The sequence below is a fragment of the Ignatzschineria cameli genome (assembly GCF_003121895.1).
Lineage (GTDB): Bacteria > Pseudomonadota > Gammaproteobacteria > Cardiobacteriales > Wohlfahrtiimonadaceae > Ignatzschineria > Ignatzschineria cameli.
The window spans coordinates 253850-279930 of sequence record NZ_QEWW01000002.1 but is presented as its reverse complement, the minus strand read 5'-3'; the positions used below and the strand labels follow the sequence as shown (position 1 = coordinate 279930).

The 26081-nt window shown below is 42.2% G+C and carries 20 protein-coding genes and 1 pseudogene; 9 read left to right on the top strand and 12 right to left on the bottom strand.

Features of this window, described 5'->3' with window-relative positions; genetic code table 11:
- The first annotated feature begins 210 nt into the window (after positions 1-210).
- The 7 genes from proC (at position 211) to DC077_RS04235 (ending at position 9111) form a co-directional block, all read left to right on the top strand.
- A complete protein-coding gene (gene proC / locus DC077_RS04265; RefSeq protein WP_109200757.1) occupies positions 211-1038 on the top strand; it encodes a pyrroline-5-carboxylate reductase in 828 nt (275 codons plus the stop codon).
- 128 nt (positions 1039-1166) lie between these two features.
- The gene (locus DC077_RS04260; RefSeq protein ID WP_109200758.1) at positions 1167-1730 is read left to right on the top strand and encodes a YggT family protein; all 564 of its coding nucleotides are present in this window, start codon (positions 1167-1169) and stop codon (positions 1728-1730) included.
- A gap of 156 nt (positions 1731-1886) precedes the next feature.
- Positions 1887-2375 (top strand): tRNA adenosine(34) deaminase TadA, encoded by a 489-nt coding sequence (gene tadA, locus DC077_RS04255; RefSeq protein WP_109200973.1) that lies wholly within the window; start codon positions 1887-1889, stop codon positions 2373-2375.
- A gap of 14 nt (positions 2376-2389) precedes the next feature.
- Positions 2390-3529 (top strand): cell division protein ZapE, encoded by a 1140-nt coding sequence (gene zapE, locus DC077_RS04250; RefSeq protein ID WP_109200759.1) that lies wholly within the window; start codon positions 2390-2392, stop codon positions 3527-3529.
- An 8-nt stretch (positions 3530-3537) separates the two neighbouring features.
- Complete coding sequence (locus DC077_RS04245; protein WP_109200760.1) at positions 3538-6453, top strand: FAD-binding and (Fe-S)-binding domain-containing protein; 2916 nt, start codon at positions 3538-3540, stop codon at positions 6451-6453.
- 190 nt (positions 6454-6643) lie between these two features.
- Positions 6644-7615: an NAD(P)H-quinone oxidoreductase gene (locus DC077_RS04240; RefSeq protein ID WP_109200974.1), complete on the top strand. Its 972-nt coding sequence runs from the start codon at positions 6644-6646 to the stop codon at positions 7613-7615.
- Between the two features lie 401 nt (positions 7616-8016).
- The gene (locus DC077_RS04235) at positions 8017-9111 is read left to right on the top strand and encodes a YeiH family protein (protein ID WP_109200761.1); all 1095 of its coding nucleotides are present in this window, start codon (positions 8017-8019) and stop codon (positions 9109-9111) included.
- On the opposite strand, the pseudogene DC077_RS11125 reads toward DC077_RS04235, so the two are convergent.
- From DC077_RS11125 to DC077_RS04215, 4 genes and pseudogenes are all read right to left on the bottom strand, one after another.
- Positions 9050-9421, bottom strand: a pseudogene (locus tag DC077_RS11125) (methylated-DNA--[protein]-cysteine S-methyltransferase); the annotation flags it as partial. The gene DC077_RS04235 and the pseudogene DC077_RS11125 sit on opposite strands and share 62 nt — an antisense overlap.
- 385 nt (positions 9422-9806) lie before the next feature.
- The gene (locus DC077_RS04225) at positions 9807-10805 is read right to left on the bottom strand and encodes an alpha-L-glutamate ligase-like protein (RefSeq protein ID WP_109200762.1); all 999 of its coding nucleotides are present in this window, start codon (positions 10803-10805) and stop codon (positions 9807-9809) included.
- Between the two features lie 2 nt (positions 10806-10807).
- Positions 10808-12382 carry a UUP1 family membrane protein gene (locus tag DC077_RS04220; RefSeq protein ID WP_109200763.1) on the bottom strand — a complete coding sequence of 525 codons (1575 nt, stop codon included), beginning with the start codon at positions 12380-12382 and terminating at the stop codon, positions 10808-10810.
- Positions 12383-12715: 333 nt separating this feature from the next.
- Entirely contained in the window at positions 12716-13291 is a 576-nt protein-coding gene (locus DC077_RS04215; protein ID WP_157953482.1) for an ATP-dependent zinc protease family protein, read from the bottom strand.
- A gap of 303 nt (positions 13292-13594) precedes the next feature.
- Between DC077_RS04215 and DC077_RS04210 the strand changes: the two genes are divergently transcribed.
- Together DC077_RS04210 and DC077_RS04205 are read left to right on the top strand one after the other, a co-directional pair.
- Positions 13595-15928: a Tex family protein gene (locus tag DC077_RS04210; protein WP_109200977.1), complete on the top strand. Its 2334-nt coding sequence runs from the start codon at positions 13595-13597 to the stop codon at positions 15926-15928.
- A gap of 281 nt (positions 15929-16209) precedes the next feature.
- Positions 16210-16626 carry a hypothetical protein gene (locus tag DC077_RS04205; RefSeq protein ID WP_109200764.1) on the top strand — a complete coding sequence of 139 codons (417 nt, stop codon included), beginning with the start codon at positions 16210-16212 and terminating at the stop codon, positions 16624-16626.
- Positions 16627-16877: 251 nt separating this feature from the next.
- Here the strand turns inward: DC077_RS04205 and der are convergent, their stop codons facing one another.
- The 8 genes from der to ndk form a co-directional block, all read right to left on the bottom strand.
- Positions 16878-18278, bottom strand: coding sequence for a ribosome biogenesis GTPase Der (gene der / locus DC077_RS04200; protein WP_109217843.1), 1401 nt, complete (start codon positions 18276-18278; stop codon positions 16878-16880).
- Positions 18279-18370: 92 nt separating this feature from the next.
- Positions 18371-19516 (bottom strand): outer membrane protein assembly factor BamB family protein, encoded by a 1146-nt coding sequence (locus DC077_RS04195; protein ID WP_109217842.1) that lies wholly within the window; start codon positions 19514-19516, stop codon positions 18371-18373.
- Between the two features lie 55 nt (positions 19517-19571).
- Positions 19572-20192: a YfgM family protein gene (locus tag DC077_RS04190; RefSeq protein WP_109200767.1), complete on the bottom strand. Its 621-nt coding sequence runs from the start codon at positions 20190-20192 to the stop codon at positions 19572-19574.
- Between the two features lie 170 nt (positions 20193-20362).
- Positions 20363-21643 carry a histidine--tRNA ligase gene (gene hisS / locus DC077_RS04185; protein WP_109200768.1) on the bottom strand — a complete coding sequence of 427 codons (1281 nt, stop codon included), beginning with the start codon at positions 21641-21643 and terminating at the stop codon, positions 20363-20365.
- A gap of 19 nt (positions 21644-21662) precedes the next feature.
- The gene (locus tag DC077_RS04180; RefSeq protein ID WP_109200769.1) at positions 21663-23126 is read right to left on the bottom strand and encodes a helix-turn-helix domain-containing protein; all 1464 of its coding nucleotides are present in this window, start codon (positions 23124-23126) and stop codon (positions 21663-21665) included.
- A gap of 67 nt (positions 23127-23193) precedes the next feature.
- Entirely contained in the window at positions 23194-23916 is a 723-nt protein-coding gene (locus DC077_RS04175; protein WP_133243400.1) for a tetratricopeptide repeat protein, read from the bottom strand.
- A 408-nt stretch (positions 23917-24324) separates the two neighbouring features.
- Complete coding sequence (gene rlmN, locus DC077_RS04170; RefSeq protein WP_109200978.1) at positions 24325-25449, bottom strand: dual-specificity RNA methyltransferase RlmN; 1125 nt, start codon at positions 25447-25449, stop codon at positions 24325-24327.
- Between the two features lie 168 nt (positions 25450-25617).
- Positions 25618-26055, bottom strand: coding sequence for a nucleoside-diphosphate kinase (ndk, locus tag DC077_RS04165; protein WP_094566781.1), 438 nt, complete (start codon positions 26053-26055; stop codon positions 25618-25620).
- Positions 26056-26081: the final 26 nt, after the last annotated feature.

Sequence of the window (26081 nt, the reverse complement as noted above, 5' to 3'; positions counted from 1 at the left end):
TACAAGAGCATACTGATAATAAGTATGCTCATATCAATGTGCGTAGCCAACAGAGACCAGAGGCCAGAGACTATTAAGACTATTATAATGAGTCGTTATCGATCATTCCCAACTGAAATTTTTCAGTGAGGTTCTTCATTACAGTTTTTCATCAAAGAGCATGATAAAATAGCAAAAAATTGAATAGCAATCTAAAAGCGAGGAGATATCATGAAAAAAGCGGTAGGATTCATCGGTGGTGGCAATATGGCAAAAGCGATATTGAGCGGTTTATCACAACAAAAGGAGCACTTTGATCTCTATCTTTGTGATCGAAATGAGGAGAAACGCACCTATTTCCAACAATCATTAGGGGTGACTACTTCTGCCGATTATCGGGACTTTATCGCCAAACTCGATATCATCATTCTTGCAATTAAACCACAAGGTTTCCCAGAGCTTTTAACAGAACTCAAACCGCTCCTTGAAAAAAAGCCGTTAATAATCTCTGTTGCTGCCGGAGTCTCTATTGAGGCTATTTTACGTGGAATCGATGCCACTGAATATCCGATCATTCGTGTGATGCCTAATACTCCTTCCACCATTGGTCTTGGTGCATCGGCGCTCTATGCTAACGAATCGGTCTCAGAAACGGAACGTCATGAAGCGGATCAGATCTTCTCTAGTTGCGGAATTACGACATGGCTCGAATCAGAAGCGCTAATCTCTGCTGCTGTTGCTGTGTCAGGATCGAGCCCGGCGTATATCTACTATTTGATGGATATTATGAGTCGTGTAGGCGAAGAGATGGGATTAAGCCCAGAAAGCAGCAAAGTATTGACACAACAAGCGGTACTTGGATCTGCACGTTATAGCCAACTCTCTGATCTCTCCTGTGACCAACTAAAGAGAAATGTGATGTCCCCCCAAGGAACCACAGAGCAAGCGATCTTTAGCTTAGAGCGAAATCATTTTGAAAAGATTATCAAAGCGGCGATGACGGCAGCTTTTGATCGTGATAAAGAGCTCTCCGAATTGATCTCTGAACAGATCAACTAGCTCTCTTCTCACGCAAGATCAAAGTAAAAATCAATATAAAAATTAATATAAAAATCGATACAAAAAACTGAAGTACAAATTTTTATATCCATCCATTCCCACTTGATACAAGAGGAGCCAAATCTCTGATGATCAATAATATCTTTGAGTTTCTGATTGAAGTTGCATATAGCTTTGCGATGATCTTTATCCTTCTACGCTTTCTGTTGCAACTTGTTAAAGCGAACTTCTATCATCCCATTGTGCAATCGATTGTAAAATTGACCAATCCCATTATTTTACCCATTCGTAAAATCACTCCAATTGTAGGAAGTGCCGATTGGTCTGCGATCTTAGCGGCAATTTTGATCACCATCATCAAATATATTCTCTTGATGTTACTTAAAGTGATGCTCCCCATCTCCCCTTTAGCCTTAGTGGGCGTTGTTATTTTGGAGATCCTTCGTAATATTATCTATATCTATCTCTTTGCCTATATTATTCAGGCAATTAGTAGCTGGATCGGCTCATCGCCAAGACAGAGTGTCTTCTTGAGCCTCCTCAATCAGTTACTAGCGCCCATTATGAAACGTTTTCCCTTTAAACTGCAGGTAGGAATGATCGACTTTCGCCCAATGGTCATTGTCCTTGGACTCTTTTTAGGCTTAAATATCATCAATCATCTCTATGCCAAATTAGTCTTTTTTGCATAATTGCATAATTGCATAATTGACATACTTGCCATCATGAGAAGAGAGCTAAGCTGAGAGGCTAAGCGAACGAAAGAGATTAGATTAGGATGAAATTAAGAATAAAATTAAAAACAGATTGAGAATATGAGAGCAGTAATAGAGAGCGATACAACGGGAATGATCACAGAATCGATCACTGAAGCGGACTATCAGATGCATAAAGCTTTTATGCAAGAGGCGCTTTTAGAGGCTAAAAAAGCAGGCGCTCTTGGCGAAGTCCCTATTGGTGCGGTAATTGTTTATAAGGGTGAAATTATTGCTCGTGGGCATAATCGCTCAATTATCGACCATGATCCTACCGCACATGCCGAGATTGTTGCTATACGGAAAGCGTGCGCTAAACTCAAAAATTACCGCTTGCCGGGGAGTACCCTCTACGTCACGCTAGAGCCTTGCACAATGTGTGCTGGCAGTTTTCTCCATACACGGATCGATACCGTTGTCTATGGTGCGGGAGATTCCCGTAATGGCGCATTAGGAACTAATCTCAATATCAATGACTATAAAGCATTTAACCATAAAATCACCATTATTCCACGCATCCTCCAAGAGGAGTGTAGTTCACTTATCAAAGCATTTTTTCGAGAGCGTCGGGTTAAAAAATAGAGGAGCAAATTATTATGACAACCATTAAAGAGGCCTATTTCAAACTGATCGAAGAGAAAGGTTTTAAGGTCGATCCCGTCCAAGTTTCTGTCGCTGAGAGTTATGACAAATTGAGAACTAAAATTCTCGCTGACGCCCCTGTTCCGGCAGAGGATTCTCGCTCCTTTATGCAGAAGATGTTAAAGCCTTTTGCCGAGCAACCTGTCACTTATAGTGATCCTCGTGGTCTCTATATCTATGGTCGTGTCGGTAGAGGAAAGACCTTCCTGATGGATCTCTTCTTCAATAATATTGATGTCCCGAAAATTCGCGAGCACTACTACCACTTTATGCAAGATGTGCATCAAAAGATGCGTCAATATCAAGGTTCTGAAGATCCTCTTAAGTTGGTGGCAAAAGAGTTTGCAAAAGAGTGTAAAGTCCTCTGTGTTGATGAGTTCCATGTAATTGATATCACCGATGCGATGATTCTCTATCGCCTCCTCGATGCCCTCTTAGCGGAGGGAATCTTCTTTATTACAACATCTAATCGTCCACCAGAAGATCTCTACAAAAATGGATTACAACGACAACAATTCCTCCCGGCGATTGATATCATCAAAAATCGTCTTGAAGTGATTGTGCTCGATACCGATCAAGATTACCGCATGCGCCATATCGATAGTGCCGATGTCTGGTTTACCGGCACAGAAGAGGAGCAAGAGAAAGCGTTTAAACTTAAATTTGAAAAGTTAACCGGTGGCTCTGATCAACCTGAAACGCTCGATGTTAATGGCCATCCCTTCCATATGTTAGAGCTTTATGAGAAGAGCGCATGGTTTACCTTTGATGAAGCTTGCTGCAAAGCACGTTCATCGCAAGATTTTATCTACCTTGCCACCATATTAGATACCGTCTTCTTCAGTGGTCTACCACAATTGACGCGCGATCTTGAAAATGAAGCACGACGCTTTGTCATTATGATAGATGAGTTTTATGACCAAGGTGTCAAGGTGATTATTGGCTCGGAAGTGCCGATGGAGCAGCTCTATGCCCCGAAAGGAGAGAAGGCCCTCGATTTTGAATTTGATCGTACAATCAGTCGCCTTATTGAGATGCAATCACAAGAATATTTAGATCAACCCAAAAGAACTAGTAATAAACGAGACAACTAAGAGAGATTATGAGCATCCATCCCAACCCCAATACACAACAGTTTTTAGAGGCTTTAAGCGCAAAAAATTTTAGCGGGGAGATTGAGGTCTCCTATGCCCAGAGATTGATGGCGGCAACTGACAATTCGATCTATCAATTAATGCCTGAAGCGATTCTATTTCCGAAAGATAATCACGATGTAGAAAAGGTGATGAGTCTCTTAGGAGAAGAGCAGTTTCGTCAGATAACTCTCTCTACCCGTGGCGGTGGAACAGGGACAAATGGACAATCGCTCAATAGTGGTCTTATTCTCGATCTCTCGCGGCATATGAATAAAATTCTCCACTTTGATGCCGATCGAAGAGTTGTTACGGTCCAGACAGGAGTTGTTAAAGATCAGCTCAATGCCTATCTTCGCCCCTATGGCTATTTCTTTGCGCCTGAACTTTCAACTTCTAATCGTGCCACTATTGGGGGGATGATCAATACTGATGCATCAGGACAAGGCAGCTGTGAGTATGGTAAGACAAGTCAACATGTTCTTGAGATCTTAGCTTATCGTATTGGTGGAGAAGCCATCATCAGTAGCGCCTTTGAGGGGACAAGAGAGAATACTCAATCTCATCCCTTAGCAACAGAACTCTACCAAGCGCTTCTGCCGCATAAAGAGGAGATTCATGCTCATTTCCCACAACTTAATCGATTTATTACCGGATATGATCTCGATCACTTCACTCAAGATGAGAAGATTAATCTCAATCATCTTCTCTGTGGATCTGAAGGGACTTTAGGGGTCTTTACCGAAGCAAAGCTCAATGTCTTACCGATCCCTAAAGCAACAGCTCTCGTTCTTATTACCTATGATGATTTTATCGGCGCATTAGAAGATGCCCCGCTCTTAATGGGAGCAACTCCGAAGCCAACATCGGTGGAGGTGATCGATAATATTGTGATGGAGATCGCAAAAAATGATTTTATCTGGGCAACTACAGAATCATACTTTAGCGGTATCGATTATGAGGCGCTAAAGGCGATTCAGCTAGTTGAGTTTAATGCAGATAATCTCGAATCGCTTGAAGAGATGGTGACCACCTTTAGCCAATATATTGAATCCCACCCTCACAAAAGCCGACTCTCTATCCGCCCACTCTTAGGGAAAAAGGCTGTTCTCGACATTTATGCACTTCGTAAACGTGCTGTAGGGTTACTCGGTGCCGTTCAAGGAAATCGCCGCCCGATCCCCTTTGTAGAAGATACTGCTGTACCTCCTGAAAATTTGGCACCCTTTATTGCTGAGTTTCGAGCGATTCTCGATCAAGCTGCCGTTAAATATGGCATGTTTGGACATGCAGATGCCGGCGTTATTCATGTTCGTCCCGCGCTCGATCTTAAATTAGAGGAAGATCGCCCACTTATTCGTGAAATCTCAGATCAGGTCTATCAGCTCTGCCAAAAATATGGGGGCGCTCTCTGGGGAGAACATGGAAAAGGGGTACGCTCTGAGTATGCGCAAGATTTCTTCGGCAAACTCTACCCGCTTGTCCAGAGTGTCAAAGCGGCATTTGATCCCCACAATCAGCTCAATCCCGGCAAGATCGCCTCAGCGGATCATCATGCCCTTTTAAAGATTGATGAAGTACCACTTCGCGCCGACTTTAATCGACAGATCAATAGCCACTACTGGGCAGAAAATGCTTATGCCACAACCCTCTACTGTAATGGTAATGGTGCCTGCTTCAACTATGATCTCAATGCGGCAATGTGCCCTAGCTATAAAGCAACACGGGAACGCATTCACTCCCCTAAAGGGCGTGCTGAGCTGATCAAAGAGTGGCTTCGACAAAAATCACACAATATTGTTCAACCTCAATTTGAAGAGGCACTCTATGACTCGCTCTCACTCTGCTTAAGCTGTAAATCTTGTGCTGGTGAGTGCCCTATTAAGGTCAATATTCCGGCGGCAAAATCGCAATTTCTCAATGAATATTATCAAAAGAAAAAACGCCCCCTCTATGAGCAGATCTTAATCAATGCAGAGAAGATGGCGGAAAAGAGCGCAAAAGTAGAAGGCCTTTCCAATTGGGTCACAAAAAATAGCCTTACAAAGCAGCTCTTCTCTCAGATTGGCTTGATTGATCTTCCTCTTCTTGAGCGCTCACAATATCATGCAGATCAACACTACTATCAACAGCTAACGCTTGATAATCTCTCTCTCTTAGAGTCAGTTAAAGCGCCTGAGAATAGCGTTATTTTAGTGCCGGACTCCTTCTTTATGTTCTATGATGCGGCTACTTTTAATGCCACTGTAGAACTTCTCCATAAATTAGGAGTTACGATCTTTATCGCACCCTACCAACCCTCTGGAAAGGTAGCTCAAGTCTATGGCGCTTTAACACAATTTAAAAAAGAGGCGGAGACTCAAAATGAGCTCTTAACTAAACTTGCCGCTTACGGCATTTCTCTTGTCGGTGTTGAGCCGCCAATCACACTTGCCTATCGTGAAGAATATCCTGCTATCGGCCTTGCTTCTCCTCACGTTGCGCTAATCCAAGAGTGGTTAACCACCTATCTTGCCACTAGAGATGATCTTCCCCAGATAACAGAGAAGATAGATCTAAAATTGATGAGCCACTGTACTGAAAAAACCAATGCAACCCATGCCCCAAAAGCGTGGCAAGAGATCTTTGCCCGTTTTGGGATCACACTCAATGAGGAGAAGAGCGGCTGCTGTGGAATGAGTGGAGGCTTTGGTCATATTAAGAAAAACCGTGAGCTTTCTGAAAAGATCTATTCCCAATCATGGGGTGAGATTGTGCAAAAAAATAATCCTGAGATACTCTTAGCAACGGGATCCTCCTGTCGAAGCCAGGTCAAACGCTTTGATAATGTAACAATTGTCCATCCAATCGTAAAACTCAATCAGTTACTCACACCGTTTTTGTAGAGATAGCTATTGAGATTGAAGATGGGTTATAGTGTCTATCTACCATTTTAAATGGGTTCGATAAACTCGATAGGTTCAATAGATTCAATCGACTCAAAATATTCAAAAGAGACGATGATGATGATTTAAAGCGGCATTGACCGAGCCGCACCCTCTCTTACAAAATAGATAAGGAGATATTATGGATACTATGAAAGCAGTGATTCTAACAGAGTTTGGTGCCCCTTCTGTCCTTCAATTAGGGGAGAAAGAGCGCCCAAGCATTGGTAAGAATGACATTCTGATTAAGGTGAAAGCCGCTGGGGTAAATCGCCCTGACGTTATTCAAAGAAAAGGTTACTATCCAGCTCCTGAAGGGGAACCTCAAGATATTCTTGGACTAGAAGTTGCCGGTATTGTTGAAGCTGTGGGAGAGAATGTCACTCGCTGGAAAGTAGGAGATGAGGTCTTTTCTCTAATTGGCGGTGGTGGCTATGCGGAATATGTTCGTGTCGATCAAGATTTAGCATTACCAAAACCTCAAGAGTTGAGCTTTGTGGAAGCGGCAAGCCTTCCTGAAACACTCTATACTGTCTGGAGCAATGTCTTCCAGCGGGGAGCGTTAAAACCTGGGGAGAACTTCCTTGTTCATGGAGGAAGTAGCGGGATCGGAATCACAGCGATTCAACTTGCTAAAATTATTGGCGCTCATGTCTATACAACCGTAGGTAATAGTGAAAAACAGGCTGCCGTAAAAGCATTAGGTGCTGAAATTGCGGTTAATTATAAAGAGGAAGATTTTGCAGAAGTCTTAAAAGAGATCGGTATCGATGTTATTCTCGATATGATTGGCGGTGACTACTATGAGAAGAATATCGATCTTCTCAATCCTGATGGTCGACTGGTCTATATCAACTCGATGGGAGGAGCAAAAGTGACGGCAAATCTAATGAAGATTATGCAAAAACGCCTCACCGTTACCGGTAGCACTCTTCGTTCTCGTGAGTATGCCTTCAAACGACAATTGACTGAAGATATTCGTCGTGATGTTTTACCATTGCTCGTAAAAGGTCATTTCAAACCGGTCATCTGTGCCACTTTCCCACTCGCGGAAGCAGATAAAGCACATGAGCTGATGGAGTCGAGCGCCCATATTGGTAAAATTGTTCTAGAAGTTAACTAAACGTTAACTAGTGACTAATTAGACTATTGATTAGATAATTAATTGGACAATAATGATTCCATAGTAGTTCTCAACACAACAATTTTAAAAAGCGTCATATCCTCTCTTGAAAAGAGATCTATGGCGCTTTTTCACTTCTAACTGACCGATATTAATCATTCCCACCCTGAGTGCTCGTCATTAATCATGAACCACTCATCACCAAACACCAGTAAACCAGTAAACCAATAAACCAATAAGACAAGAAATCGATCACTAATGGCTAGTGGATAGAGTGGCTAATCGCATGATTTCTACCAATTTATTGGCACATCGTTAGAAAAGGAGTAGGATAAATATCGCTCTTTTGAGAAAAAAGATGACTCCCCCCTTTTCAAGCATATTAGCGATTGATCCTTCTTATGAAATATCCAAGCTTTATTCCAAAACCTGCTGAAATTCCCGCCATCATCCCCGGCCTACTGCTTGCGATAGGAACGGCTACAATTGCCGGACTTCTATCTCTCTTTATTCCTGTTATTGGCCCATCACCGATCGCCATCTTTCTTGGCATTATTTTAGGGAACCTCTTCTTCAAACAGGATCGCTTTCAGAAAGGGACTCGCTTTGCTGAAGGGCGCCTTCTAGAATATGCCATTGTGCTATTGGGTTTTTCAATTACCTTCTCAACGCTCGGAGAGCTCGGATTAGCAGGAACGCTCTTTATTACCTTGCAAATTATCGGTACCCTTCTCCTTGCGATTGGAATTGGAAAGCTACTTCATTTCACACAAAATTACTATCTTCTAATGGCGGCAGGAAATGGGGTTTGTGGCTCTTCTGCTATTGCGGCAACTGCCCCAGTTATTGGTGCAAAAGAGGCGGAGCGAGGCTTGATCATTACAATCGTCAATCTAATGGGGACGATCATGATGTTTCTTCTTCCCTTAATTACCCTCGCTCTTTATGATCAAGCGCTACTGCAAGGGGCTTTTATTGGTGGGATCTTACAATCTGTCGGTCAAGTAATTGCTAGTGCAAGCATGCTAGGGGATGAGGTGATGCGAGATGCCACAATCTTTAAGATTATGCGAATTGCCTCACTTCTCTTTATTGTCCTTCTCTTTCACCATATTGCTGCACGAAATGCTCGCAAAGAGCCACAGGCGCTCCAAAATTTGTCTCAAAAAAATGTGGCATTGAAGAGTAGCAAACAACCCATCTCCGCCCAGCTGCCGACACTTATTCATGCTCTGATCAAGATTGTTCCCTGGTATCTCTTTGGATTTATGATCGCTTGCACCCTCAATTCGATAGAGATTATTCATCAAGATCTAACAAAAAGCCTGCTACGACTCAGTGGTCTTTTTGAAGTGACTGCGCTTGCCGCAATTGGTCTGCGTCTTAATATCTCCCTCTTAAGACAACAGGGGGGAAAATTGGCGCTCTATGCACTTATTCTTGGAACAGGACAGATTCTCTTGGCACTACTCTTAATCGCTTTTTTTCTGCAGTAATGGTGAATCCTTCCTGCTCAAGGAGTGCTATTTTAGTCCTCAGCCCTCCACTATAACCTCCCAAGCTGCCATCACTGGCAATCACGCGATGACAAGGAATAATAATCGGCAAAGGGTTTCTTCCATTCGCATTCCCCACCGCCCGAGTTGCCCGCGGATGATCAATTAAGAGAGCTAATTGTTGATAACTGATCACCTCTCCGTAAGGTATTTTTCCTAAAGCCTCCCAAACCTGTCGCTGAAATGGGGTTCCAAGTGGAAAGAGAGGTATTGTAAACTGCTGCAACGTTCCGGCAAAATAGGCAGAGAGCTCGGCAATCGCTTGAGTAATGAGCTGATAATTGCGCTCATTAAGACTCTGCTCTGACAATCTCTCTTCAGAAGATGATTCCGCGCTTTCGTTAAGATCTGTAGGCATTAAAAATTCTAAGGGACCGGAGATCGCTACTGCGATTCTCTGCCATGCTGTTGCTAATGAATGATCTGTCTCTTGCGATTCCGTTTGAGATATCTCCCGCAGAAAGCGGTGTAGATCATCTGTGAGCCCCATCTTTAACTGAGAGATATCGAGGGCTAATAACCCCTCTTTTTGCCATAAAAAACCGATCTCCCCAGCGGGAAATCGGTGGTAATAGTAGTAGCGTAGCCCTTTAAGTTGCGATAGCTGTTGTAGTATCCGTTTTGCCATCTCGCGCCTACTTCTCTAAAGCTTCAACCTGATCAGCACCAAAATACTTTTGAGAAAATGCCATTCTTTCAGCAATCGACTCTGTCGGTAATTCAGCCTTCTCAAGCGCTGCAAGGTGTTCCTCAACCTTTCTTGCTCGTGCCGAAAGCCCGGCATTATTAGCAATCTGGATATTTAATCCAGGACGCGCATTAATCTCTAACACTAATGGACCTTTTGTCTCATCGAGTACCATATCAACCCCGATATAACCGAGCTGGCTCAACTCATAACAACTCGTTGCCAGCTCCAAAAAGCCCTCCCAGTTAGGGAGTGTTACGCTACTAACCTCATTATTCGTATCGGGATGCCGATGGATAATCTCATTGAGCCAGGTTCCTTTTAAGGTCGTTCCGCTCTTTAGATCAACCCCAACACCGATAGCCCCCTGATGCAGATTTGCCTTCCCGCCTGACTGACGAGTAGGAAGCCTTAACATCGCCATAATAGGATATCCCATCAGAACAATAATCCGAATATCAGGAACCCCCTCATAACTGATGCTGCTAAAGATTGGATCTGAAGTGACTTTATACTCTATCAAGGCCCGATCGCGCGCGCCACCTAAGGAGTAGAGTCCTGTTAATGTACTAGAGATCTGATACTCAATCTCATCGAGCGTAATGAGTCGACCAGAGACCGTTTTATAGCGATAATCATCAAACTTATCCGCGATAACAATAATGCCATCTCCCCCAGCACCTTGAGCGGGTTTAATTACAAATTCTCGTTTATCACCGATAATCTTTTTAAGACGTTTAATATCACTCTCCGTCTCAATCACACCATACATCTCAGGTACATTGATTCCGGCAGCAATTGCTCGCTCTTTAGTTAAGATCTTATCATCAACATAAGGGTAGAAGCGGCGATCATTATATTTGAGAACAAAGTCCCCATTGCGCTCATTGATCCCCATAACGCCTCGTTTTCGTAGTGCGCGCCAACGCTTAATCCATGTCAACATCGCTACTTATCCTCTTTTAACATCGCTTTAAAACGCTTCAACTCCGTTAAACGATAACCACGATAACGTCCCATCATCAACATAAAGCCCGCAAGGACAAGTAAGATGCCGGGGAAGGTAAAGACGAAATAGACCAGCTCTTCCACCTCCATTAAGAGATAAGCTAATGAAGAGGCGATCAATGTTCCGATACTAATCTTTAAGACATTCCCAGCACCACGCTCCTCCCAAGTAATTGAGAGTCGTTCAATTGTCATTGTTAAAATAACCATGGGGAAGAGACCGATAGCTAAACCTTTTGCAAATCCCATCTTATAGCTAAAGATACTTAAGACAGCGATCATAATAATTACAAAAGTTAAAACAACAGAGAGTCGCGACAACATCTGCAATTTAAGATGCTCAAGATAGGAACGAACTAATAATCCCATGGCAATAATAATTGAGAAGAAGATCGCCCCAAAGGCCAAGCCCGTCTCTCTAAACGCAAGCGCAATCAGCACCGGTGTAAAGGTTCCAAGTGTCTGAATACCCACCACATTACGAACCAGAAGAATCACTAAGACACCAAATGGGATCATCAACATCAACTCATAGCCATATTGAATTGAGATTGGGAGACTATAGAGAGAATAAGCTAAAAATTCTGAACTCGCGGTATTTGTCGATTGAGCAAGACTAATCGCCGTAAGCTGCTTATCGGTCACACTAAAGGAGACCTTCGCACGAACACCATTATCAACAGAGAGAATCGGCTGATCGCCAATCGACCAGATAATCGCATTTTTCGGTAGACCCACCATTCCGGTTGTAAGATTGAAGTAGTACCATTTTCCAACAGTTGTATTCTTCGATCCTTCTTTCTTAGTTGTCTCAATATAACTTCTCAGCCAGATCTCCGGCGACTGATCAACACTCGGTTTTAACTCCAGAGTATTGACTCGCTGAACAGGAATATGGGCTTGTGAGAGAAGGAGCTCAGCCACCGCATAACGATTCTTAGCAGAGAGATCCCCCTTCAATAAGGTTTTCACATTGATATTATCGGGATCATTAACACGACGAATTGTCTCGCTGATAAAGCTCATCGTATTAGATGAGGTCGCACGAATATCTGTAACTAAAGCATCAGCGGCTAATTTATCAGCCCCTTCAAGTGGAATCGGCTCCCGATAGATCGCGCCCTTCTCTTCTACCTTCTCATTCATCCCAAAATTAGGGGAAAGTGCTAGACGATAGTAGAGCGTCTCTGGCCCCTTTGTTCTTCGAATGGAGTAGTGCCCAATCTTATTGCCATACTCATCCTGCTCTAGAACTTGACCATACTGCTTATCTGCAATTAAAGATTCGCTATAAAGTGAGTATTGATTGTAGATGGTGGGAAGATAAAACTTAACGCTAACCCCTGAATTAGCGGGGACATCATAGGTGATCTTGGCATCAATAGTCCAAAGATCCTCAACCGCTCGATCAGTAAAGGGGATCTGTAATACATAACGCTCATAAGCGATAGAGCCTAGACCGAATGCTACAAGAAGAAATACTAAAACTCTTAAATGAAGATTTACGGAACGCATTGGATACTTTCCTTATTTGGCTAATCGGTAACTACTAAGATAATGATTTAAAATGACTTAAAATGACTTAAAATGACTTAAATTAAGTTAGATAAAGTAAGTTAGATAAATTAAATTGAATAAATTAAATTGGAGAAATTGAGTTAGATTGAACAAGTTAAATTAAACTAGATTAGATGGGCTTAGCTTGAACCTACTCAAACTTAGATACGATTCAATCACCTGTTCAATCATCATTTAAATCATCGTTTCAATCAATATCAATGATAAGAGATGATGATAAAAATGGTAAAACCGATCAGGATTAATCATATATAAGCTGATCATACTAGATTAATCACATTGAGCGGGAGCTGTATAGCGCTTACTGGCATCAACTAGAGCATTGAGCTCTCTCAACGCTTTAGCACCAATTAAGAGAGGATAATTAAAGTGACCTCTATTGGTTAAATTGACATCAATCACAGCCTTTTGTCCCCCAATGCAGATCGTCATCGCAACCACAGGCCGCTTTGCAGAGGCGATATCATCGCTATCATCATTCTCTTCAGCGCGTTGCTTAATCCGAGAGATCTTCACAAGTGGCAATGTCTGTGTCGGCAGTGGCTTATCATCCACAACGGGAGTAAATCGCACCCAATCTTCACCATCTTTCTGATAATACTCAATATCGATAGCATTCAGAGATGCGGTATAGGCACCGGTATCGATCTTCGCTTTGATACTTTTACCGCCTAACTCATCGATTTTGACACGCTCATAACGTCCATAAATCGGTTGCGTCACCTGCGGCTTCAAAACCTCTTTTTGAGGCTTATCAGCAGCAAATGTAATACCCATAACCGATATGACCAGGCTACCGATCATCGCTAAGAGCACCGTTAATCTCTCAATCTTTATTCTGCTCATCCTTTCTTCCTATCTTCGTCTCTCGATCTTTACAACTATTTCGCTTCTGCGTTATTTTTGTTTTGCTTCTATTTAGTTTTTAAGATCGGGCTTACGCTTTTAATTTTTGTCAGTTTAGCATAGATCTTTTCATGGAGAAAAATTCTCCCCCTAAATCTATTCCCATTTAACGCACAATAATTGCACGAATCAGCGCTTTCAAGATAATGCGATACGTTTCTTAGCATAAATCACGATATAATAGCCTTCTTTTTCATTACTTTTGAGCAGAAGGAGTTCTTGTTAATGACGATTCAGGCAGATATGCAAGCCCATTTCGCAGCACTACCGACCATCATCGCCACCGACATCAATGCCAAAGAGGCCCAGGTATCGGCAGCCATTAAGCTACTTGATGAAGGCGCAACAGTTCCCTTTATTGCCCGTTATCGTAAAGAGGTCACCGGAGGCTTAGATGATACGCAACTGCGTCATCTAGAAGAACGCCTTATCTATCTGCGGGAGCTTAATGCAAGAAGAGAGACGATCCTGAACTCTATTTTTGAACAAGATAAGTTGAGTGATGACCTTCGCAAGAAGATTAATGCTGCCGAGACAAAGATGGCGCTTGAGGATCTCTATCTTCCCTATCGTCCTAAGCGACGCACACGCGCCCAGATTGCGATTGAAGCAGGAATTGAACCTCTTGCAGATCAATTACTCACCCTAACCACAACTTCTGATCTCGATATTGAGGTATTGGCGACACAATACCTCAATCCCGATCAAGGTTTTACCGACCCTAAAGCCGTTCTCGATGGTGCTCGCTTTATTCTCATCGAAAGAATTGCCGAAAATGCTGAGTTATTAGGCGCGCTCCGAAACTATCTCTGGAAAGAAGCAGAACTCCATTCCCAAGTAGAGGCTGGAAAAGAGGAGATCGGTAGTAACTATAAAGATTACTTTCTCTTTCAAGAGCCGATCCATAAAATTCCTTCCCATAGAGCATTAGCACTGCTTCGTGGTAGAAATGAAGCGATCTTACAGCTCAATCTCAAGCTACCTATTGAGCTTGAGGAAGTTCCGCTTCAAATGATTACAGACCATTTAGCGCTGACCGCCCCTCACACCTGGCTTAAAGAGACGATTCGTCTCAGCTGGAGAGCAAAACTGCATCTCTCCCTCTCTTTAGAGCTGATCAATCAGATGCGTGAAGCTGCAGAGAATGAGGCCATTGCCGTCTTTGCTCGTAATCTCAAAGATCTACTCCTAGCCTCCCCTGCTGGAGAGAAAGCGATTTTAGGAATCGATCCCGGCCTTCGAACAGGCTGTAAAGTCGCGGTTGTTGATCGTACTGGAAAATTATTGGAGACGGCAACCATCTATCCTCATGCGCCTCATAATCGCTGGAGACAATCTTTAGAGATCTTAATCGAACTGGTGAAAAAATATGATCCACAGCTGATCTCTATCGGCAATGGAACTGCTTCTCGCGAAACAGATAAATTAGCCGCTGATCTCTGTCTGCAATTTCCTAAACTTAATAAGGTTGTAACAAGCGAAGCGGGTGCTTCGGTCTACTCAGCATCAGAGACTGCCGCGAAAGAATTTCCAGATCTTGATGTCTCTCTCCGAGGAGCGGTATCGATCGCTCGACGTCTCCAAGATCCACTCGCTGAATTGGTCAAAATTGAACCTAAAGCGATCGGTGTTGGGCAATATCAGCATGATGTCAATCAAGTGCAATTGAATCGTATGCTCGAAAGTGTTGTAGAGGACTGTGTGAACGCCGTGGGAGTTGATGCAAATACCGCTTCGACGGAACTACTTTCAAAAGTATCAGGGCTCAATAGCACCACTGCCTACAATATTGTTGCTTATCGTGATGAGAATGGCCCCTTTAAAAATCGTGCACAATTGAAAAAAGTTCCTCGTTTAGGGCCTAAAACCTTTGAACTTGCAGCTGGATTCCTCCGCATTAGAGGAGATAACCCGCTCGATATCTCTGCCGTGCATCCTGAGGCTTATCCTGTTGTTGAGAGAATTCTCAAAAAAAATGGCAAAACATTGGATGAAGTAATTGGGAATAGTGCATTTCTGAAGAGCTTAAATCCCCAAGATTATCTCTGTGAAAAATTTGGTCTTCCAACTGTTGAGGATATCTTATCTGAGCTAGAAAAGCCGGGGCGAGATCCACGACCTGAATTTATTACAGCCCAATTTAGAGAAGATGTCTCCGAACTTAAAGATCTTAAGCCCGGCATGCAGCTTGAAGGAGTTGTCACTAACGTAGCAAACTTTGGGGCTTTTGTAGATATCGGTGTCCATCAAGATGGTTTAGTTCATATCAGCGCCCTTGCCGATCGTTTTGTGAAAGATCCACATGAGGTTGTTAAAGTGGGTGATGTAGTCAAAGTGAAGGTATTAGAGGTAGATATTCCTCGTAAACGTATTGGTCTTTCGATGCGAATGAATGATCCGCTCCCTGAAAGGGATAGTAGCGCACCCGGTGAAGCTTCAGACAGAGAGAATAATCCGCGAAACCATACGCGCAATAATCAAGGTCAGCGAAATCGTGGTAAAGATACTCAAGGAAAGAGTGGAGCGATTAGTAATAATCCTTTTGCTGATGCCTTGAAGTCTCTTAAAAAACGTTAATTATTAATCATTAATCATTAATATTATTGATGTCGGTGGTATCATTAGTATTAATGATGATACTAGTGTTAACAGTGTTACTGATATTACCGGTAATAGATAAGTCAGTATTGAAAAGATCATCTCTACGAGGTGATCTTCTTTAATATCTCTGCTTAAAAAAAGAGAGTAACATACTTATTCTCGCTATCAATCGTTACCAATACCTATCAGCTATCCACAAATCTATTATTCAATTCTGCTATAATTGACGCTTAGTACAATCTCCTTTAAGGCTTATGATGTTCCATAAATTCAAAATTTTATTACGCACATCCATAGTGGGATTGACGCTTTTTATCACCGCCTGTACCCCATCTCACTCGCCAGAGGAGAGTATCCAGCTCTTCTACGAATCCCTCAATCAACAGAATTATCCCGAACTTCTATCACTTTTCAATATTGAGGAGAATCTCAAAGATCCTTCAGCGGAAGCGGAAGCGTATGAAATTCTCTCCATCATCTTTACTGATCTTGCACTCAATATTCAAGAAAAAGGGGGGATTAACAAAATCGAGTATCATACGATCGAATATAATAGTGAAAAAAATCGCGCTATTGTTCGCTACACACTCTATTACAATGATGGCGACTATCAGTTTGATACATTAGTACTCACCGAAGATCACACCGGCTTTTGGCAATTAACCATTGAGTAACAAAGCTAAATGGTAATAAAAAATAAAAGGAGTAAGAGGAGATCCTAAGCTCCGCGGGGTGTAAGCCCATCAGCCTCTGACTCTCCTGATGCTCCTGATGCTCCTGATGCTCCTGATGCTTTATCTTCTAAAAAAACAAGAAGGTCATGAATATATTTCATGACCTTTTTATATCGTTAACATTTCACTTCACTAATAAGATTAAGAGTAAAGTGAAAGTCGTAAAGTGAAAATCAATTAAAGTGAAATAACTACTTCTCTTTAGCTCGCTCTAGTTTGCGTTTCCGTTTAGCACTTCCACGAATCTCCGTAGTTTTACCGGGTCGATTTGCATAGGGATTCTCATTAGTACGATAGAGAATTCGAACTGGAGTACCCACAATTTCGAGCTGCTCACGGAACATGTTACTTAAGTAGCGAGTATAGCTATCCTTCACATATTGTGTACGATTACCATGGATAATAATCTTTAATGGGTTTTTACCCCCTTGGTGCGCATAACGCAATTTTGGAGCATATCCCTTATCCATCGGCGGTTGATGCGCATGGACAGCATATTCCAAAATATTAGAGAGCTCATTGGTTGAGAACTCACGCATCGATTGATCAAACACCTCTATCGCCTGACGAATCACTTGACGGACACCCTGCCCTTTAAGCGCAGAGATAAAGAGTGGCTCGGTAAAATCGATAAAAGCAAAGCGTCTAGCAAAGTCTTGCTGAACCCAACTCTTCTCATCTTCATCGAGCGAATCCCACTTGTTGACTGCTAAAACAAGCGCCTTACCCGCTTCTAAAACAGCACCTAAAAGTGTTGCATCTTGATCCGATAATCCCTCTTTAGCATCAAAGACAAAGACAATCACATTAGCTTTCTCGAGTGCATCTAAACTCTTGATGACACTAAATTTCTCAATCATGTCTGTGACGCGACTGCGGCGGCGAATTCCTGCTGTATCGATAAGGATAAACTCCCGATCATAAGCAGTAAATGGAACCTCAATACTATCTCGCGTTGTTCCCGGTACATCCGAAGCTAAAACGCGCTCTTCCCCCACCATCTGATTGATGAGTGTCGACTTGCCAGCATTAGGTCGACCAAAGACAGCAAGACGGATAATATCATCTTGGATCTCTTTAGATTCAACAGCTTCAGGAAAATCAATCTCCCCATAAGCGCGATTGAGTAGCTCATACAATCCCTGATTATGGGATGCCGAAATCGCAATCGGCTCACCGAGTCCGAGCGAATAGAATTCTCCGACAATCACCTCCGGCAAGATGCCTTCAGCTTTATTAACAACAACAATAACAGGTTTCCCCATTCTTCGAAGACGATCTGCAATCTGCTCATCAAATGCTGTAACGCCAGCGCGCCCATCTACAATAAAGAAGATGAGATCAGCCTCTTCAGCGGCAATCCAGACCTGTTCTGCTATTAGATTATCCATCTGATTATCATCACCGGATAATCCACCTGTATCTAATACATTATAGGGACGATCGCCAACTCGCCCTTCGCCATATTGACGATCGCGAGTTAAACCGGGTTGGTCGGCAACTAATGCATCTCTTGTTCGTGTTAATGCATTAAAAATTGTCGATTTTCCTACATTGGGACGCCCTACTAGAGCAATAAGTGGTTGTGACATCCTTTCCCTTATACTAATTAATATCAATATCGAATTAAAATATTTTGTAAATACTTTATGAATACTTTATGAATACTTCATGAATATTTTATTTATATCGAAACTTTATAAAGTGTACCTGAGTAATCGAGCAGATAAACACTGCCATCGATCTCTCTAATATCCCATAAAAAGCCCGTTGATCCTACTTTCGTCGTTCCTTGAAGAATTCCTGTGGTGGCATCAATCACATGAACATATCCTTCAAAATCCCCCACAACAATGCGGTTTCGTACGATAACAGGTTTTGTTAAATTACGACCTCTTAAATCGAGGTTCTGCCATACTGATGTACCATTTTGGGCATTTAAGGCTTGAAGCGTGCTATCTCTCTCAACAGAGATCACATTCTCACCCGTATAAGCAAGCCCCGCATAGACCCCTTTACCTGCTTGCCATAATTTGCGACCGTCATGAGTCAATGCCGTAACACCGGCAAGATATTGTCCAACAAAGATCCGTTGCGGTGTCACAATAATGGCTGCATCCACATCTCTTAATCCCCCCATGTAGCTACCATTTAGAGGTTGACTTAAGACTCTACTCCAAATCTCTGCCCCAGTCTCGGCATTGATTAAGGATAAAGTTCCCGTATCGCCGGCAATTAAGATATTACCATTGAGAAATGTTGGGGGTGCTGCCCCTCGAACGGAAAACTCTGAACGGGGGAAGAGATATGCCCATGCTTCGCTTCCATCTTGAAGATTGAAAGATTCAACTGCGCCAAAAAGGGTACGTACAATGGCTAAATCCCCATTACCTACTGGCGGTACAGCAGGAACACCTAATAGTTTCTGACGCCAAACTTGTGCGCCATTCGATGCTGAAAGTGCCTCGATATAGCCATCTTGTGTTCCCACCAAGAGGATTCCTTGGCTATAGCTAATTCCAGTATAGAGTGGTGATTGTGTCTTCACCTCCCATCTCTTTTGACCATTATGGCTATCAACAGCTGTTATGACCCCTTTTTCACCGGCAACATAGAGTGTCCCTAACCCATCATCGGCAATATAGAAGCGAAGATTACTCTCTTTAGCGGTTTGACTACCGGTCTTAATCTGCCAACTCTTACTAACTAATGTTGCAGGAACGGTCAAATCGAGCTCTGTCGGCGGAGTTAAGTTACTTTTACCACGCAGACCACCGGCACAGCCAGCAATCACTAATGATATGATCAAGGTTGTAATGATTTTTTTCATATTGCTTAGAGTCCTATCAAGGATTGATTATTGGGCATTGGTTATTAGGCACTTATTATTGAACACTTAAAAGATACAATTTATCACGCGCATCATCAGGAACAACTTCACTACTGAGCGCCTCTTCATAGGCGATCTTTGCATCTTCTATCTCACCTAATGCACTGTAGATATCTCCCTCAAGCACCTTACGTAGACCTAAAAATTCCGAAGATTGTATCGCTTTTAGAGTCTGAAGTGCCTGCTGATCCTCTCCTTGATCAAATTGCACAATCGCAAGTCGATAGTTGATCAGATCTTTTAATCCAAGATCTTTAATATCTGTCGCTAGAGCTGATTTTAATAGCGTCTCTGCACCTTGATAATCACCGGCACCATGTGCTTCTTTTGCTAAAAGAAGTGCAGAAAAGAGCTGATAGACACCCTCATTTTCAGCAATTAAAGCGGCACTCTTCGTGGCATCTATGGGACCTGTATCAAAAGTCGTTAAGAAAGAATCATAACGATCAAACGCCTCGTTGAGCTTCTGAACTTTATGATGCTTATAATATTCCACACCACCGATAGAAGCGACCACGACAACCACCAAAAGAAGGAGGTAGCCAGCATTTTTCTTGAGCCAATCGATCAGTACTTCCGCACGTTGCTCATCTGTTTCATATTGATTTAAAGCCATTCAATCTAAACCTTTTTCGATCTGAAATTAGAAATTACTCTAGTTTACTTCAATTATTTTAATAGGTTAACATCTAATCACTCAATTGAACTAAAGGTCGACAATTCGACCTTCCATTCATTGTGGATTGAGCGCCTATTTTTATCAGCGTTTCTTGATCTCTCTGCCGATTACTCTGCTAATTTAGCGCGTAAAAATGTTGCTAACTCTGTTCGAGCAATCTCCTCTTGAGTTCCATTCTCTCTGAGATCTTTTAAGATAACAATATCCTGCTCCAACTCATTTTCTCCCATGATTAAAGCATATTTTGCACCTGAACGGTCTGCTTTTTTCATCTGAGACTTCATACTTCCACCACCAAGATTGGTCAAAATTTCTACATGAGAAATCTCATTCCGTAAAGATTCAACAATTGCTAAACCTTGTAGTGTTGCCTTTTCACCTAAAAAGATAGTTGTTAGAAGGGGTGCAGATTCATTAGCCTTCACATCACAAGCCTGGCAGAGCAGGATTAAGCGCTCCATCCCCATACCGAAGCCGATGGCCGGCGTTGAACGTCCGCCTAACTCTTCCACCATCTTGTCATAACGACCGCCTCCACAAACTGTCCCTTGTGAACCCAGTTTTGTAGTTGTCCACTCAAAAACTGTGCGTGTATAGTAATCCATACCTCGAACAATGCGGGGATTGACAATATAAGGAATTTCTAAAATATCGAGCTGTTGGCAAAGAAGATCAAAGTGCTCTTTTGACTCAGGATCAAGATGATCGAGAAGTTTCGGCGCTCCGGCAATAATCTCATTAAGCTCAGGATTTTTTGAATCTAAAATACGAAGCGGATTAGTATAGAGCCGGCGCTTACTATCTTCATCTAGTTGCTCCATAAATCCTTCAAAATAGTGAATCAATTTCTCACGATATTGTGCACGAGATACAGCTGTTCCCATTGAATTGATCTCAAGCTTAACCTCATCAGCAATACCGAGACGTTGCCAGAAACGCGCTAACATCGCTAACATCTCCGCATCAACATCAGGCGTCTCCACACCAAAGACCTCTACATCCGCTTGATGAAATTGACGATAACGCCCTTTTTGCGGTCTTTCATAACGAAAAGCGGGGCCAATCTGCCACAACTTCTGTATCTGATTATAAAAGAGACCATGTTGAATACCTGCACGCACAATTCCGGCAGTCATCTCTGGTCGTAGCGAAAGACTTAAACTCTCATTCTGATCAGGAAAGGTATACATCTCTTTTTCAACAATATCGGTCACTTCCCCAATGGAGCGGGTAAAGAGTCGGGTCTCTTCTAAAAGAGGCGTCCGAATCTCACTATAACCATACTCGGCAAAGAGCGAACGGAGATGACCTTCAATTGTCTGCCAATAACCAATTTCAGCAGGTAAGCAGTCGTGCATTCCACGTAATGCATTAATTTTATTACTCATTACTATTTCCTAATGATATTTAAAGATATTGTCCTGAATTGAGCGAAAAACGAACCGAGACAGCCTCTTCCGTGAGAGGCTTATAATGATATTCTGGAATCGGCGCTCCATTTACCATTATTCTATCAATAACCGCTGGATTCCCTAAATATATATCCAAAATCCCTTGCCCTTCTAATTGATACTGATCTCCTCGTTTGAGTACCTTATTGGCAATCTGCCGACCTTTCGCATCCTCAATCTCAACTGTTGTAATATCTTGCGCAACGATGGTCACTACAGCCTTCTGCTCTAAAAGCGCTGTTAATGCTGTAATAGCGCTCTCCATCTCTTCTTGCGCCAATCGGTTCGCTTCAAGAGTAGCGTATAGATTCTCATCGGCATCTTCTGCATCAGCTAGAGTATTTAAATGCTCTTCTGTAGCTTTAAGCGTCTGATATTCTGTCTCTAACTTTTGTAACACTCTTTGAGTAACTACACGATTGATGAAGGGATAGTAGCCACTTTCACGATCATAGAGTGAAAGCTTACTAGCTTCTAATGCCGCTAACTGTTGCTCAAAAATGGTGGGAACTAAAAGACCGAGTCGAAGAGTATTCGGCTGCTGATAGAGATAATCGATATGATTTTTTGAAGCGATAAACTGCATTGCTCCTCTTTTTGAGCCTAAGTCAATCAAAGGCAGACGATTATCTGTTAAAAGGGGAGCGTAATTCCGAAGGGCTTTTCCTAATACCGTATAATTACCAGAGCGCTGATACTCCCCTTTTTGATAAGGAAGTGCAAGCAATTCTGGCTCACTACTCAATTCACTCTGAAGATTGAGCATTACAAGATGTGCCTTCTCTGGATCATCGGCAAAAGCTTCACTCTCTAAATGTAAAAGAGATTCAGTACCATGAACCTCATTAACCATTAAATCTTGTTGTTGCTGCGTCGCATCGAGTAGAATCTCCTCAAAACTCATCTCATCATAAGAGGTCAACTCCTTCTCTTTCAGGCTATACTCAAGCTCTAAAGAAGGTAAACGCTCATTAGGGAGTGAAACGGCACCTTGCCCCTCTGTAGATAACTTCTCTTTAAAGGGTGAGGGAATCATGCCACTTTGATAGAGATAGGCAAAAATAGCTAAAAGCAACAATACAAAAAGAAGATAATATTTAAAATTATTAGAGCGCTTCTTCTCTTCTACCTCAAGTTTAACCTTTGAGGTTTCATAAAAACCTTGACTCTTAGGATCTAATCCATCCGTGAGTCCTTCAATACTAGCGCTAAAGTGAGGATCATCGATGCCTAAAAACTGCAGATACTTTTTGAGGTAATTTTTCGCATAAAGAAGCGCCCCGATCTCTCGGTAATCTCCACTCTCCATCGCCTCAACTAATGCCGGTCTTAATGACAATACACGTGAAACTTGCTCGATTGATAAGCCCTTCTCTAATCGGATCTCTCTTAGCTTTGCGCCTAGTTCCTGTGCATTCATGCTTTCCTCTTCCTCATTTTCATCAAAAGCATCCTAGTAACAGATACTCTCTATTTCTATCGTGACTCTACTTTGAGACTTTAAACTGCTCAACTAACACATTTTTATAGCGATCAATATCTACCTGATCTCCCCGTTTTTGAGCCAAAAGAAGCGCTAAACGTGCACTCTCTTCTGTATAACCATGGAGATCATTGAAGCGAAAAATGGCTTTCTCGGCTGCATGATATCGTGCTGCCCTAAAATCGATCTTCGCTTTTAAAAGATAGCTATCGGCATAATCGGAATCGAGCTGCAATGCCTCATCGAGGGCCTCGGCAGCCTTTTGCCACTGTGACTCTTCAATATAACATCTCGCCGCTTCACTATATAGACGAGATTTTACCCGCGGATAGTGATCCTTTGCCACAGAGATAATACCATCTCCCCCCTCGACATAACATATTAAGGCACCATAATTTTTAATTGCTGTCTCATAATCAGGATTAAATTGAATCGCTTGCAAGAAATAATCAGCCGCTTGAGTCACCTGTCCTCGTCTTTCATAGATAACACCTAAACCATTATAAGCATCGGGAAAAGTGGGGTGGTTCGCAACTAACTGCTTAAGCTTCTTCTCCGCAACTTGATAATGCCCTGACTCAATATAGTAAAGACTTAACTGATAATGCTTCTGGTCAGCTAATGGAAGCGCCTCTAGATCTACATATTCCCCGCTCCTTCCTAATTCGCCGATATGAGCGCATCCAGTGATCCCGAGCATTATTATGATTAATAATAGCTTTCTCAAGAAGTGACCTCCTCTCCAGATAAAGAGATAAGATTAGGTCAAATAGACTCAGATAATGAAATTTCTAAATTAAGGATCTACTGTGCATAACTCAATTAGCAGGCCAAATTACATGCCATAGATAACTATGACCCCATGATTAAGCTACATGTTCAAATGACATGATCAAGTTACATGCTCAAGCTGTATGATCAAGTTGTATGATCAAATGGGAGGATTAAATGAGATGAGCGATTTTAAAGTTTAAAAACAAAGATAAAAACAGAAGAGATAAAAAAAGAGCGCATCATAATGACCGCCCTCTATCTATAAACCTTTATAAACCTCAATAGACCCCAATAGACCTCAAACACTTATAAAGTCGCTACAGATCATATCGATCAATTGAGGTGATCAATTAGGGAGAATTTATGCTTCTCGCTCTCCCATTTGTCCTGTTCGTTTAGTGCGATCTTTTACCTTTCCGGCCAATTGACCACAGGCAGCGGCAACATCATCACCTCGCGTTTTACGCGTCATTACGACTAAGCCATAGCTCATTAAAATTGTACGGAAACGGTCGATCTGCTCCCGCTTTGTCGTCTCATAATCAACACCATCAAAGGGGTTAAAAGGAATAAGATTGACCTTGCCAGGAATATTGCGAATAAGGCGTGCTAAAGCATGCGCATCTTCATCTCGATCATTAATATCTCTTAAGAGAACATATTCCCAAGTGATCTTCTTATTACTTCCCTCAATATAGTTTCGACATGCTGCTAACAGCTCCTCGATAGGATACTTTTGATTGATAGGAACTAACTCATCTCTAAGCGAGTTATAGGGTGCATGTAACGAGATCGCTAGCGCAACATCAATATCCTCTTTCAAACGATAGAGTGCCGGCACAACCCCAGAGGTACTCAATGTGACGCGACGTTTTGAAAGACCAAAACCATAATCATCGAGCATAATCTGCATCGCCGCCACAACATTACGATAATTTAAGAGTGGCTCACCCATTCCCATAAAGACAATGTTGGTCACTTTTCTTGGCGTGAAATTATCAATCTCTTCAAAGTCATTGAGCAACAACTTTGCGATCATCAACTGACCGATAATCTCCTCAACCGCTAAATTTCGGTTAAAGCCCTGCTTTCCTGTTGCGCAGAATGAACAATCGAGAGCACAACCTACTTGTGATGAAACACAGAGTGTTCCTCGCTCATCTTCAGGAATATAGACCATCTCAATTGAGTTGCCGGAATCTAAGCGAATCAACCACTTCCGAGTTCCATCTTCTGAAAGATGATCCATGATCACCTCAGGAAGGGATAATGTTGTGATTCCCTTTAACTTCTCACGCGTCTTTTTTGAGATATCGGTCATCTCATCAATCGAACGAGCCCCTTTATGATAGAGCCACTTCATAATCTGTGTTGCTCGATAGGGCTTCTCACCGATTGAGAGGCAAAATTCTTTTAAATCAGCAAACGTCAAACTATAGAGATTGATCAAACTTGAGGATTGATTCTCCACGGCACCATTTTTCATTGGTGCATCTGCTGTCTCTACTGCTGTTTCTACTTTAATGTCAATATCTAACATAGATATTTAAAGTCCTTCTCTTACTAATCAATACGCCCGCAATAGCGGCGATAGCTCAGTGAGCTACGATCTATTGCGGGTCGGTACTGCTCTTTAGTGCTAGTGCTTAAGCGATTACGCACACACTTTAGGTGCTGCAACTGCATTAGGACCAAAGAAATATTCAATTTCTACTTTCGCTGTTTCAGGAGCATCTGAACCGTGAACAGCATTTGCATCAATTGACTCCGCATAGTCATGACGAAGTGTACCTGCTAATGCATCTTTAGGGTTTGTTGCACCCATAAGATCACGATGCTTAGCAATCACATCATCACCTTCTAATACAGAGATAACAACAGGACCTGAGATCATGAACTCAACTAAGTCGTTGAAGAAAGGACGCTCTTTATGTACTGCGTAGAAACCTTCTGCTTCTTCACGAGTCAAGTGGGTCATTTTTGCTGCAACAATTTTAAAACCTGCTGCTTCAAAACGTGAATAGATTGCACCTACTAAGTTTTTAGCAACTGCATCTGGCTTGATAATCGATAATGTCTGTTGTTTGCTCATAATTAACTCCTAAAATCAATAAATCG